This window comes from Pseudomonadota bacterium, from assembly GCA_039815145.1.
Classification (GTDB): Bacteria; Pseudomonadota; Gammaproteobacteria; order Steroidobacterales; family JBCBZW01; genus JBCBZW01.
In genome coordinates this window covers 1-12,976 of record JBCBZW010000020.1, presented here as the reverse complement: position 1 = coordinate 12,976, position 12,976 = coordinate 1, and the positions used below count along the sequence as shown (strand labels likewise).

At 67.7% G+C, this 12,976-nt stretch carries 10 protein-coding genes; 8 read left to right on the top strand and 2 right to left on the bottom strand.

Annotation, left to right across the window (positions count from 1 at the left end):
* Nucleotides 1–127 precede the first annotated feature (127 nt).
* The 4 genes from AAF184_07805 (at nucleotide 128) to AAF184_07790 (ending at nucleotide 5,255) form a co-directional block, all read left to right on the top strand.
* Nucleotides 128–946, top strand: coding sequence for a VOC family protein (locus tag AAF184_07805; GenBank protein MEO0422225.1), 819 nt, complete (start codon nucleotides 128–130; stop codon nucleotides 944–946).
* 78 nt (nucleotides 947–1,024) lie between these two features.
* On the top strand, nucleotides 1,025–2,401 hold the full coding sequence (locus tag AAF184_07800; GenBank protein MEO0422224.1) for an amidohydrolase family protein: 1,377 nt from the start codon (nucleotides 1,025–1,027) through the stop codon (nucleotides 2,399–2,401).
* Nucleotides 2,398–3,195, top strand: a complete 798-nt coding sequence (locus tag AAF184_07795; GenBank protein ID MEO0422223.1) for a polysaccharide deacetylase family protein — start codon at nucleotides 2,398–2,400, stop codon at nucleotides 3,193–3,195. The genes AAF184_07800 and AAF184_07795 overlap by 4 nt, the downstream gene beginning before the upstream one ends.
* A complete protein-coding gene (locus AAF184_07790; protein MEO0422222.1) occupies nucleotides 3,192–5,255 on the top strand; it encodes a M20/M25/M40 family metallo-hydrolase in 2,064 nt (687 codons plus the stop codon). The genes AAF184_07795 and AAF184_07790 overlap by 4 nt, the downstream gene beginning before the upstream one ends.
* Here the strand turns inward: AAF184_07790 and AAF184_07785 are convergent.
* Both AAF184_07785 and AAF184_07780 read right to left on the bottom strand, forming a co-directional pair.
* Nucleotides 5,252–6,544 (bottom strand): sigma-70 family RNA polymerase sigma factor, encoded by a 1,293-nt coding sequence (locus AAF184_07785; GenBank protein ID MEO0422221.1) that lies wholly within the window; start codon nucleotides 6,542–6,544, stop codon nucleotides 5,252–5,254. The genes AAF184_07790 and AAF184_07785 overlap by 4 nt on opposite strands.
* Nucleotides 6,545–6,557: 13 nt before the next feature.
* Nucleotides 6,558–6,926, bottom strand: a complete 369-nt coding sequence (locus AAF184_07780) for a YciI family protein (GenBank protein ID MEO0422220.1) — start codon at nucleotides 6,924–6,926, stop codon at nucleotides 6,558–6,560.
* A 286-nt stretch (nucleotides 6,927–7,212) separates the two neighbouring features.
* On the opposite strand from AAF184_07780, the gene AAF184_07775 reads away from it, so the two are divergent.
* From AAF184_07775 to AAF184_07760, 4 genes are all read left to right on the top strand, one after another.
* On the top strand, nucleotides 7,213–8,619 hold the full coding sequence (locus AAF184_07775) for a DEAD/DEAH box helicase (GenBank protein ID MEO0422219.1): 1,407 nt from the start codon (nucleotides 7,213–7,215) through the stop codon (nucleotides 8,617–8,619).
* Nucleotides 8,620–8,705: 86 nt separating this feature from the next.
* Nucleotides 8,706–9,395 (top strand): TMEM175 family protein, encoded by a 690-nt coding sequence (locus AAF184_07770; GenBank protein MEO0422218.1) that lies wholly within the window; start codon nucleotides 8,706–8,708, stop codon nucleotides 9,393–9,395.
* Nucleotides 9,392–10,378 carry a prolyl aminopeptidase gene (gene pip / locus AAF184_07765; protein MEO0422217.1) on the top strand — a complete coding sequence of 329 codons (987 nt, stop codon included), beginning with the start codon at nucleotides 9,392–9,394 and terminating at the stop codon, nucleotides 10,376–10,378. Before AAF184_07770 ends, pip begins: the two co-directional genes overlap by 4 nt.
* An 82-nt stretch (nucleotides 10,379–10,460) precedes the next feature.
* Nucleotides 10,461–12,976 (top strand): hypothetical protein (locus AAF184_07760; GenBank protein MEO0422216.1); only part of this gene is annotated, 2,516 nt, incomplete at its 3' end.

Sequence of the window (12,976 nt, the reverse complement as noted above, 5' to 3'; positions counted from 1 at the left end):
CCGGTCGCCGTTGCCGCCGTGCGGCCGATCCCCGTGCGGGGGGTGATCCGGCCTATACTGGCCGTGCATTTGCCAGTCCTGGATGCGGCGTCGGCGCCGCGCGTGGACCACAGGGAGCGTGATCGCGATGACCGTTGTGAGGGAACGCCGCTTCGGCGATTTCAACTGGGTCGATCTCTCTTCGCCGGACTACGCGGCGTCCAAGGCCTTTTACGCAGGGTTGTTCGGGTGGGACGCGATCGACCAGCCGTCACCCCCCGAGGGCGATCACGGCCCCTACGCCATGTTCGAACTCGACGGCGAAGTCGTGGCTGGCCTCGGGGAGCTACCGGAGGAGATGGTGGCCGCCGGGGCTCCCGTGTGTTGGAACGCGTACGTACACGTGGACGATCTCGATCGCGTGGTGGCCGAAGTGACCGCTCGCGGCGCGTCGGTGGTGGTGCCGCCGAGCGAGGTCGGTGAGCACGGCCGTCTCGCCTACTTTGCCGATCCGGAAGGTGCGGTGATCGCCCTGTGGCAGAGCGGCTCCCATTGCGGCGCGACGCGCGTCGATGAGCCGGGCACCCTGTGCTGGGCAGAGCTCGCCACCCGCGGACTGGACGCGGCATCGCGTTTCTACAGCGAAGTGTTCGGTTGGACCACGCACAAGCGCAACGCGGTCACCCCAGGGGGCTACCTCGTCGTGCACGATGGCACGGAAGACATCGCGGGCATGCTCAAGATGACGGCCGAGTGGGAAGACATGCCCGCCCACTGGTCGGTCTATTTCGAGGTGTCGAGCGCGCAGGAGTCCGCGGCCAAGGTGAAGGCCTTGGGCGGCGAGGTGAAGTACGGTCCCTTCGACGCACCAGGGGTCGGGCACATCGTCGTCTGCCAGGACAATGTAGGCGCCCACTTCTACCTATTGCAGCTAGACGAGCAGCGCAAGGCAGCGCGGCGCGTCTGACCACGCCGGAGAGTTAGTTCGATGTCTCACGCCCGATCAAGTCGCCGCTACCTGATGATCGCGTTCGCTGGTGTAGCGATGACGTGCGCCCTGTCCGCCCTCGCCCAGGCGGAGGAGCGCCTGGCGCTGGTGGGCGGGCGGCTCATCGACGGTTTCGGTCATGCGCCGATCGCCGACAGTGTCATTCTGATCGACGGCGACCGCGTGCAGGAGGTGGGTACAGTCGACACGCTCGCCGTGCCGGACGGCTACCGGGTGGTGTCCACGGAAGGCATGGATCTGCTGCCGGGGCTGTGGGAGAGCCACGCCCATCTGATGCTCAACGGTCACGCCAATTACCCCCATTGGCAGGCCACCTATCTCGATCGTTTAGCGGACGAGATCATGCCTGCCTCGGCGGTGCAGCTGCTACTGGCGGGCATCACGTCCGTGCGCGATCTCGGCGCCCCGCTCGAGCCTTCCATGTCCTTGAAGGCGCGGGTCGCTTCCGGTGAGCTGCCTGGGCCGAACCTGTACATGTCCGGGCCCTTCCTGCAGGCCGAGGTGGAGTCCTGGCAGACCGCCTATCGCTGGCCGGTGAAGACGCAGGCCGAGGCCCGCAAGCGCGTCGCTCAGCTGCACGAAGCAGGGATGGACATCGTCAAGTTGATCGATCAGGACAAGCTGCCGCTCGAGGTGGCGAAGACGATCGTGGAGGAAGCCCACGCCCGCGGCATGAAGGTGGTCGCGCACTCTCATCGGCCGAACGAGATTCGCGTGGGTATCGAGATCGGCGTAGATAACTTCGAGCACACGGGATTGACGACGGCGCCTGAGTATCCGCCAGATGTGATTGAGAAGCTGCGCGAACGCACAGCCACGGGGCGCGTCGCCGGCGGCCCTCTCTACTGGACGCCGACGGTGGAGGGCTTGTGGAACTTCGATCGCACGGTGGCTAATCCTGAGAAGCTGGACGGCGATTGCTGGCAGCGCGGCCTCAAGGACGACACGATCGCCGACATCCGTCGATCTATCGCCATGCCCGGCCAACTCGGCTACACGCGCCTGACGCCGCTGCGCAAGCCCACCTTGAAGCGCAAGATCGCTCAGCTGCGCGAGGCGGGCGTGGTGATCCTGGTGGGCACCGATAGCGGTATCCCCATGAAGTTCCATTGCCAGAGCACCTGGAACGAGTTGGACGTGTTGGTGCGGGTGATGGGGATGCCCGTGATGGATGTGATCCGCGCCGCGGTCTACTGGCCAGCGGTGATGATGGATGTTGAAGCCGATTACGGCACGGTTTCCGCCGGCAAGAAGGCGGATATCATCGGTGTGCGCGGCGATGTGCTCGAGTACATCAACCTGCTGCAGCACGTCGACCTCGTGCTCAAGGACGGGGTGATCTACAAGCAGGACGGGCGAGCCGTGGAAGCCTCCCTGGCGCCCGTCGACAGCGCGGGCGCTAGCGCGCGTTGAGCGATGCCTCGGCCGGCGCTCGCTGGCGCACCGGAATCTGGCGGCGCCTTTGGCTGCTGGTCAGCTCTGCGCTGATCCTGGTGGGCACCGGGGCGTTCGTGGGCTGCGCCTCCCTCGTGCGCGTGGCAGGGCCCGCTATCGGCGGGGCCGCCTTGTACCGCGCCCGCTGCGAGGAGCGCATCATCGCCCTGACCTTGGACGACGGGCCCGTGGTCGGCAGCACGGAAGCGTTGCTGGAGGTCCTCGCCGCCGCGGACGCTCACGCCACGTTCTTTCTCATCGGCGAGCGGGCCGAACTACACGGAGAGCTCGTCCAGGCGATCCTGGCCCAAGGTCACGAGATCGGTAACCACACCTTCCTCGAGGAACCCACCTTTCGCCTGGAGGACGCGCAGGCGCGGGCGAGCATCGAGCGCACCCACGAAGTGCTGTCGGCGTACACGGACATTCACTGGTTTCGTCCGGGCTCCGCGCGCTTCAACGATGAGATGCTGACGGTGGCCGCGGAGCTCGGCTACCAGATTGCCCTCGCTGACACGTTCCCCTACGACACCTTCATCACCTCGACCAATTTTCATGCATGGTACATCCGCCGTTCGGTGCGTCCGGGGTCGATCATCGTGTTGCACAACGCGCACGGGCGCGGGGTGCGGGCGGCCGAGACCTTGGGGCGCGTGCTCCCCTTGCTGCAGGAGGACGGCTATCGCGTGGTGAGCCTGAGCGAACTTGCCGCCGATCCCAGCTGCACCCTGCCCATCGAACCGCTCCCCGAAGTAGCCGAGAGCATGCCATGATCCTGCGACTGCGTTCCCTAGCTATCGTCCTATCAGTTGCCTTAGGAGCCATCCTGCCCGGCGTCGGTGCCGCGGCGGCGGACGGCATGGAAGTGGCGCGAGCCTGGCGCGAGCGCCACGAGGTGCAGATCCTGCAGGAGTTCAGCGAGTTTTTGCGCCTGCCCAACCGCGCCTCGGATACTGAGGACATCGAGCGAGTGGCGGCCTTCGCTCGCGATCGTCTGCGCGAAGTGGGCGTGCAGGCGGAGCTGCTGCAGGTGGAAGACGCCCCGCCGGTGGTGTTCGGTCGCCTCGACGTGGAGGGCGCCACGCGCACCCTCGGCATTTACGTGCACTACGACGGTCAGCCAGTGGACCCCCGCCGCTGGACCCACCCGCCCTTCGAGCCCACGCTCTACTCCGCCTCCATGGAGGCGGGCGGGAAGCCGATACCGATGCCGGAGGTGGGCGATCGGGTAGATCCTGAGTGGCGCCTCTACGCGCGCTCGGCGGGGGATGACAAGGCGCCGATCGCGGCGCTGCTGCCCACCCTGCGGGCGCTTGCGCAGAGCGACCTGCGCCCGAGTTCGAATCTCGTCTTCCTGTTCGACGGCGAGGAGGAGGCCGGCTCGCCGCACCTGGAGCAATACCTGCGGCGGTTCCAGCGCCGCTTCGAGGATGTCGACATCTGGCTCTTCTTCGACGGCCCCGTGCACCAGAGCGGGCGGCCGCAGCTCACCTTCGGCGTGCGCGGCGCGATGGGCATGGAGGTCACCGTCTACGGCGCCACCCGCAACCTGCACTCCGGTCACTACGGCAACTGGGCACCGGACACGCCCGCGGTATTAGCGCGCTTATTGGCCTCGATGAAAGACGAGCAGGGCCGGGTGCTGGTGGAGGGGTGGTACGACGGTGCAGATCCTGTGGGCGCCGAGGAGCTGACCGCCCTGGCCGATATGCCGGACTACGATGCGCAGCTGCGCACGGAGCTTGGCATCGCACGTAGCGAGGGGGCGCCGGCGACCCTGCCCGAACGATTGCTGCTACCGGCGCTGACCGTGCGCGGCCTCTCCAGCGGCAATACGGGTCGCCTCGCGCGCAACGTCATTCCGAACGAGGCGGTCGCCTCCCTCGGCATCCGCCTGGTGCAGGGCAACGAGCCGGCCCACATGGGGGATCTCATCGTGCGCCACATCGAGCGCCAGGGGTTCCACGTGGTGCGCGAGACGCCCGATCTGGCGACACGTCTGAAACACCCCCGCATCGCCAAGGTGACGGGTGGCCGCGATGGCTATCCGGCCGCGCGCACGGCGATGAGCAATCCCTGGGCGCAGCAGGTCCTGCACGCCGTCGACGAGGCTGCCACGCGCGCCTTCGGCGCCGACTCCCTGGTGCTCTCCCCGGGCATGGGCGGCACGCTCCCGCTGTACCTTTTTACCGATGTGGCCGGCAAGCCGGCGATCATCGTGCCGGTGGCGAACCACGACAATAATCAGCACGCGCCCGATGAGAACCTCAGGATCGCCAACCTCTGGTACGCCATCGACCTCTATGGCGCACTGCTGACGATGCCTTCCTCGCCGCACATGGCCCAGACCGCGAGTGCAGGGGGCACGCAGGGGCACACTCCCCGCGCGCAGGGCGGACTGACCACGGTGAAGGGATCACCGCCTGCGGCGGCCGTGCCGCCGAGGCAAGGGCGAATTCGCTTCCACAACAGCGGCAAGGTACTGCCCACCACCTTGCCCTTCTCCGAAGCGGTGCAAGTGGATGGCACCCTCTACCTATCGGGTCAGATCGGTGTGGTGCCGGGCACCCTCGAGCTGATCGACGGGGGGATCGCCGAACAGGCGGCGCGCACGCTCGAGAACATCGATATCACGCTGTCGGCCCATGGTTACGCCCGATCGGATGTGATCAAGTGCCTGGTGATGCTGGCCGACATCGATGAGTGGGGTGCCTTCAACGAGGTGTACCAGGCGTTTTTCTCCCCGCCGTACCCCGCGCGCAGCGCCCTCGCCGCGAGCGGCCTCGCCCTCGGTGCCCGGGTGGAGGTGGAGTGCATCGCCGCCAGGCCCTAAGCGCGCTCGAGGGAATCGCTCAGCCGTGCCGAGAGGGTCTGGGCCACGGGGGTGCTCGTGGGGCAGGCCAGCGCGCGTCGGTAGGCGGCGATGACCACCTCACGCCGCTCTGCCAGCCGCGCGATCTCCGCCACCGCGAAGTGGAAGGGGGCGTAGGTCTGAAGCGGGTGGAGGTCGGCGAGGGCCTGGATTCTTGTGAGCGCTGCGTCACTATCGCCGGCCATCGCCTGGGCGACGCAGCTGTTGATGGTGACCACCGGCGAGCCTGTCGCCGCCTCCAGGGCCGCGTAGTGGCGGCGGATACGCAGCCAGTCGCACGTCTCCCAGGTGGCGGCGGTGGCATGCTCCGCGGCGATCGCTGCCTCAAGGTGGTAGGGGCTCAAAGTGTGCGTCTGGCGCGCCGCGCCCGCCAACAGGGTCAGGCCACGCGCCATCAGCGGCCGATCCCACCGGCTGCGGTCCTGATCCTGGAGTCGGATCGGTCGACCCTCGGCGTCGGCCCGTGCGTTCAGGCGCGAGGCCTGCAGGCAGATTAAGGCGGTGAGAGCTGCCGTGTCGGCGCCGCTGGCGCTGTCCGACGTGCAGGCGAGCAAGCCTTCGGCCAGGCGCACCGCTTCCAGGGCCACATCGCTGCGGATCAGGGTGGCGCCACTACGCGGGGAATAGCCTAGGGAGAACATCAGGTACAGGGTCTTCCGCACGCTCGGCAGGCGTGCCTCGATGGCGCGCGCGCCCCGGGGGGCGTCCGCCAGACCGTCATGGGTGTGCAGGCGGCGCTTGGCCCGGGCCAGGCGCTGGGCCAGGGAGACCTCGCTGACGAGCAGCACCTGTGCGATCTCGCGCGCGGTGAAGCCAGCGACGAGGCGCAGGGTCAGGCCCACGCGATCCTGTGCGCTCAGTACGTCATCGCAGCACAGGAGCATCAGGCGCAGTTGCGGATCGTCGATGCGCGATGCCAGCTCGTTTACACCCTGCACGCCGGCGTCGGCGGACGGCGTCTCGAGCGCGACCTCCCGTTGTTCGCGGCGCAGGCGGTCGATGGCGCAACGCTGCGCGACCCTCGCCAGCCACCCGCCAGGGTTGTCGGGCAAACCCTTGTAAGGCCAACTGGCCAGGGCCTTGAGTACCGCTTCCTGCGCCACGTCTTCCGCCAACGCCACCTGTTGCGCGCCCAGCAGCCGGACGAGGCCGGCGATCAGCCGGCCTCGTTCGCGACGGGTCACCTGGTCCAGGGTCCGTCGCACCTCGTCAGCGCTGCTGCTAGGCGTGTGCGGAGGCGACCCTGGCATGGTGGTGTCTCGCTCAGTCTTCGGTGGCGGGATCGACCGCGCGCACTTCGATATGGCTGTTGTGCACGAGGTGGGGGCAGGTGCGGGCGATGGCCACCGCATCGTCCATGTCTTCGGCTTCGATCAGCATGATGCCACCGAGCACCTCGCTGACCTCGGTGAGCGGACCGTCGTGCAACTCCACCGAGGTGTCGCCGTCGCCGTGGCGGCGAAGATGGCGACCCGGCTCATCGGTGAGTTTGGTGCCGCCGTGGTAGCGACCCTCGGCGGCGAGTCGCTCCACCCAGGCCACGTAGTCCTTGATGATCTCGACGTAATCGTCCTCGGCGAGGCTGGAGTAGCGATCGGGGGCGTGGGGAAGCAATAGGGCGAATTTGGCCATGGTGTCGGCTCCTTCGGCGAAGTGTCTGTGAGTCTAGGCGAAGCGCCATGGAGGTCGCTTCTAGGGTCATGACGATCGGGGAAGGGGGGAATCGACAACCCGGCAACACTTTTTGATCCAGATCGCAGTGGATTAGCGTGCTGCGATGCGGTAGACTGCGTCCGGCTTGTGGCCGTCCGGTCGCCGCAAGCAGCGCGATTCCGCGCCTGATCTCACCCACACCCGACACCCTGCCTGGACCGGTGGCGCCAAACAGCGCTTGGCAGTGCGATGTCCGGAGAACTCCTTGAACTTTCAAGATCTCGGCCTACGCGCCGAACTGCTGCGCGCTGTTGACGCGCAGGGCTACACCACGCCTACGCCCATTCAAGAACAAGCGATTCCCGCCGTCCTCGAGGGCCATGACGTGCTCGCCGGGGCCCAAACGGGTACTGGCAAGACGGCGGCCTTCACCCTGCCGATCCTCGAACTGCTCACCCGTGAGCCGGCGCCGCGGCGCAAGCGCGCTCCGCGCGTGCTCGTGCTGGCGCCGACGCGAGAGCTGGCCGCCCAGGTCGGCGAGAGCATCGACACCTACGGCGCCAACTTACCCATCCAGTCAACGGTGATCTTCGGTGGCGTCGGCATCAATCCGCAGATCGATCGCCTGCGGCGTGGGCTCGACGTGCTCGTTGCTACGCCCGGTCGTCTGCTCGATCACGCCGGCCAGGGCACCGTCGATCTGCAGCACGTGGAGATCCTCGTCCTGGACGAGGCGGACCGCATGCTCGACATGGGCTTCATCCACGACATTCGACGGGTTCTGCGCCTGCTGCCTAAGCAGCGTCAGAACCTGCTCTTCTCCGCCACCTACTCCGATGACATTCGTCGCCTCGCCGACAGCCTCCTGCGCGATCCCGTGCACGTGGAAGTGGCCCGTCGTAACACGGCGGCGGAGACGGTCGACCAGCGCGTCTATCAGGTGGAGAAGCGCGATAAGCGCGATCTGCTGATTCACCTGGTGCGCGAGGAGAACTGGTTCCAAGCCCTCGTGTTCACCCGCACCAAGCACGGCGCCAACCGCTTGGCCGAGCAGCTCGGCAAGGCCGGGATCGAAGCCGCCGCCATTCACGGCAACAAGAGCCAGTCCGCACGCACCCGTGCCCTGGCGGGCTTCAAGGCCAACAAGATCCGGGTGCTCGTGGCCACGGACATCGCGGCTCGCGGCATCGACATCGACGGCTTGCCACACGTGGTGAACTTCGAGCTGCCCAACGTCCCCGAGGACTACGTGCACCGGATCGGACGCACGGGGCGCGCTGGCGCGGAGGGGGAGGCGATCTCCCTCGTGGAGCCGGAGGAGCGCAAGTTGCTGCGCGACATCCAGCGCGTCCTGAAGCGCAATATCCCAGTCGCCGATCTGCCCGCCTTCGAGCGCTCACCTCGGCCCGCCGCACCCGCCGCTGGCGAACACCAGGGTGGCGGCGCCAACGGACGCGGCCAGCGTCGGGGTGAGGGCAGCGGTCGCGGCCGGCGCCAGGACGCCCCGCGGCGGCCGAAGCGCGCCGGTGGCGGTGGCGGTGGCGGCAAGGGCAAGGCTGGCGGCGGCACGAGTGCGAGCGCTGCCGGCGGTGGCAACGGCGGGCAGCCTCCGCGCGGTCGCTCGCGTCGTCCGCGCCCGGCGGGCACCAGCACCAGCGGCGGTTCGCGCTAAGGGCTTTACCTCCATGCGCTAGCGGGCGCATGCTGTGGGGATAGCGAGGCGTCTGCGGGCGCCTCGCCGCACGCCTGAGGACCCGCATGCCCGAGCCCAAGCCGCCGCCCGCGCCGATGACGCGGCTCGACGTCTTCGTAGATGCTGCCTTCGCCTTCGCGATCACCATGCTGGTGATCTCCATCGATTCGGTGCCCGAGTCCTACGATGAGCTGATCACCGCTCTGAAGGGCACGCCCGCCTTCCTCGCCAGCTTCGCCGGCATCATGTCGTTCTGGATCGGCCAGAAGAGCTGGGCCAAGCGCTACGGCGATGAGGACGATCCCGTCTGCGTCCTCCTGAGCCTCACCCTCGTCTTCCTCGTGATGGTGTTCGTGTACCCGCTGAAGGTCGTGACCTCGGCGATGTTCGCCTGGATGACCAACGACTGGCTGCCGGACAACTTCGAACTGGAGGACCCCTTCCAGCTGTTGGGTATCTTCCAGCTCTACGGCATCGGGTTCTTCGCCCTGGCCGGCACCCTCGCAGCCCTGTATTGGCGCTCCTCCAGGCGCGCCGATGCGTTGGGCTTGAGCGCCTACCAGAAGGCCCACGCACGCATGGAGGCGGGCATCTGGCTGGCGATGGCGCTGACCGGGATGGCCTCCGCCCTGTGGGCCGCCCTCCTGCCCCCGCAGTGGGCCATCTGGGCCGGTTTCGTCTACCTAAGCCTTTTCATCAGTACCTTTGCCGTGGGCCACTGGCTGGATCCGGCGTCGCAGGAGACGGCTCCATGATGGGCGACCGGCGCGCCTTCTATGCCGAGATCGAGCCCTACGCCGTGCACGCGCTGGCGGTGGGGGACGGGCACACCTTGCACGTGGAGGAGGCAGGCAATCCACAGGGCCTGCCGGTCGTGTTCCTGCACGGCGGTCCTGGCTCGGGCTGCAGCCCCTCGCACCGACGCTACTTCGATCCGCAACGCTACCGTGCCGTGTTGTTCGACCAGCGCGGTGCCGGCCGTTCGCAACCGACCGGTGAGTTGACGGCCAACACCACGGCCCACCTCATCGAGGATATGGAGCGCATTCGCCGCCATCTGCAGATCGAGCGCTGGCTCGTCTTCGGCGGCTCCTGGGGCGCCACCCTCGCGCTGCTCTACGCCCAGGCGCATCCGCAGCACACCGCAGGGTTGGTGCTGCGGGGGAGTTTCCTGGCCCGGCGCGAAGACCTCGAGTGGTTCGTCTCGCCCCTTGGCGTGAGGCGCATATTCCCTGATCGTTGGCCCGACTTCGCCGATACGGTACCCGCGGGCGAGGGCGACATCATCGCGCGCGCCGCGGCGATGATCCGCGATGGTTCCGCTGCCGAACGCGCTGCCGTCGCCTTGGGCTGGGAAGCCTATACGAGCGCGGTGGTCACCCAATCGCTACCTGATGAGGCGGTTGAGCGCAGTGCCGAGGCACCCACGGCGGAGGGTCGGGCGCGGGCGGTGGCGGGGGCCAGCATCGAGCTGACCTACGCCGCCAACGGCTTCTTCATTGAGGAGAACCAGATCCTCCAACGCATGGCGAGCATCGCCCACCTGCCCGCCATCATCATCCACGGACGCCGCGATCTCACGTGCACCGCGGACAGTGCCTTCGCCCTGGCGGCGGCGATGCCCGATGCATCGCTGGAGATCGTACGGGACGCCGGTCACCTCGGTATCGAGGCCGGCATCATCGATGCCCTTGTGCGCGCCGCCGACGCGATGGCTGACCGACTGACCGAACTGTGATGCGACTTTGAGCAAGTTTGTGTGTCCAACGCTGAGACCGACCCTCAGCAGCGCGCTGACGCCGCGCCCCCAGGAGACTTCCATGCCCAGCCCCTTCCCCGCGCCCCCGGTCCCCGACGGCAACCTCGGCGGTGGCCCGCCACGGCGAGGGCTACTCGCAGGGGTGCTCGCCTGGGCACTGGCCGTGGCACCGCTCGCGACGTATGCGGTGTTGCCGGCGCCGGGCGATGACGGCCATGGCGTGCTCGACCATCACGAGGAACCCCAGGAGCTCACCGGTGAGGCTGGGCCAGAGGTGGAGGACGACGGCAGCGGCCTGCCGCTCGAGCCGACGCGCCAGGTGAGCGTGGACACGCAGACGGCCACCTGGCTGTCGCTCGATCTCTCGCCCGACCAGCGGACCATCATCTTCGAGCTTCTGGGCGACATCTACACGCTGCCGATCGCGGGCGGCGAGGCGACGCAACTCCTCGGTGGCATGGCCTTCGAGAGCCAGCCGACCTACTCGCCGGACGGTGCGTCCATCGCGTTCATCTCAGACCGGGGCGGCGCGGATAATCTGTGGATCGCCAAGGCGGACGGCAGCGATCCGGTGCAGCTCTCCAGTGAGGCCCAGGCGCTCTACACCTCACCCGCATGGTCGGCGGACGGTCAGTACGTGCTGGTATCCAAGAGCACCTGGGGCCTTCGCACCTACGAGCTGTGGATGTACCACAAGGATGGCGGCAGCGGCGTCCAGCTGACCAAAGCGAAGGCGACGGCCACCACGCCGCAGGATCAGCGATTGAACGCGCTAGGCGTGCAGGCCTCGAGCGACGGTCGCTACCTCTACTACGCGCGCAAGCAGGGCGGCTTCGAGTACAACATGACCCTGCCCCAGTGGAGCATCTGGCGCCGTGGCCTGGAGGATGATTCGGACCAGGTGATCGTGACGGCCCAGGGGTCGGCGATGCGCCCCGTGCTCTCCCACGATGGCAACACGCTCGTCTACGCGACGCGACACGATGCGGAGACGGCCCTGCGGGTGCTCGATCTCACCACGGGAGAGGATCGCTGGCTGGTGTATCCGGTCACCCGGGACGATCAGGAATCGCGCTTCACCCGAGACCTGATGCCGGCCGCGACCTTCACCGCCGACGACAGCGCCATCATCACCACCTTTGACGGCAAGATTCAGCGGGTCACGCTCGCCACGGGCGAGAGCGAGGTGATTCCGTTCCACGTAAAGGCCGATCTCGATATCGGGCCGGATCTCGACCTCGACGCGGAGGTGGAGACCGGGCCCATTCGCGTGCGCTTGATCCAATCGCCCGCGGTGGCGCCCAACGACGATCAGGTCGTGTTCTCGGCGTTGGGGGAACTCTACCTGCACGCCCTGGCGGAAGACGGCGACGGCACGCGCCAGCTGGAAGCCGCTGGCGACGACGCCTTCATGCCGACCTGGACGCCGGATGGGCGCAGCATCGCCTACGTGTCCTGGGGGCCGGACGGTGGGCATATCTGGCGCCTGGGAACGAGTCGTAACGCTCGTCCTGCACAGCTGACGCAGAGCAAGGCCTACTATGCGAATCCGGTCGTCTCGCCGGACGGCAAGTACGTGGTCGCCCTGCGGGCGACGGCTCGCAGCTACCTACAGCGCACCTTCGATTTCGGTTCGGCGCCGGGCATGGACCTGGTGCGAGTGCCCTTGGAAGGCGGGGAGGTCGAACTGATCGCCCACGCCGGCGGGTTCTCCTCACCTCAGTTCGCCTCCGCCAGCGACCGGGTCTTCGCCTACACGCCGGGCGGTCTGATCTCCATGCGCCTCGACGGCAGCGATCGCCGTACCCACCTGCAGGTGAAGGGCACGGGCCTCTACTTTGCCGAGGAGCCCGTGGCGGCGAACGACATTCGCATCAGTCCGAACGGCGATTGGGCCCTGGCCCACGTGGGCAATCAGCTGCACCTGGTGGCCGTGCCGCAGGTCGATCGCAAGGGCGTGACCGTCAAGGTCGACAAACCCAACGTGCCCCATAAGCAGCTGACCGATCTCGGCGCCGACTACTTCGCGTGGTCCGCGGACGGCGAGAACGTGTACTGGGCGATGGGGGCGACCCTGTACCGGCAGGCCGTCGCGTCGATCCGCTTTCGCAACGAGGGCGAGTCCGACGATGAATCGGACGCGGATGGCAGCACGGGCGCAGGTGAGGGGAGCGCCGCCGACGGTGCGGCCGTTGCCGCGGAGGATGCGCAAGCGCCCGAGGCACCCTGGGATCCCGACTTCAAGGAAGAGGCTGAGGCGGTAGAACGCTTCGCCATCGATGTACAGGTGCCGCGCGATGTGCCCGCGGGCACCTTGGTGTTGCGCGGGGCCAAGGTGATCACCATGCGGGGCGATGAGGTGATCGAGGATGCAGACCTCGTCGTCACCAACAACCGCGTCAGCCAGATCGGCCCCCGAGGCACCTTGGCGTTGCCGGCCGATGCGCGGGTGGTGGACGTCACGGGCAAGATCATCACGCCAGGGTTCGTCGACACCCACGCCCACTGGTTCGAGATTCGCCGCGGCGTCATCGACAAGCAGCACTGGGGCTTTCTCGCCAACGTGGCCTACGGCGT

Bases quoted from the DNA above. Each gene is read 5' to 3' on its own strand.
- pip (MEO0422217.1), top strand. From the start codon at position 9,392: ATGATGGGCGACCGGCGCGCCTTCTATGCCGAGATCGAGCCCTACGCC.
- AAF184_07770 (MEO0422218.1), top strand. From the start codon at position 8,706: ATGCCCGAGCCCAAGCCGCCGCCCGCGCCGATGACGCGGCTCGACGTC.
- AAF184_07780 (MEO0422220.1), bottom strand. From the start codon at position 6,926: ATGGCCAAATTCGCCCTATTGCTTCCCCACGCCCCCGATCGCTACTCC.
- AAF184_07800 (MEO0422224.1), top strand. From the start codon at position 1,025: ATGACGTGCGCCCTGTCCGCCCTCGCCCAGGCGGAGGAGCGCCTGGCG.
- AAF184_07790 (MEO0422222.1), top strand. From the start codon at position 3,192: ATGATCCTGCGACTGCGTTCCCTAGCTATCGTCCTATCAGTTGCCTTA.
- AAF184_07805 (MEO0422225.1), top strand. From the start codon at position 128: ATGACCGTTGTGAGGGAACGCCGCTTCGGCGATTTCAACTGGGTCGAT.
- AAF184_07785 (MEO0422221.1), bottom strand. From the start codon at position 6,544: ATGCCAGGGTCGCCTCCGCACACGCCTAGCAGCAGCGCTGACGAGGTG.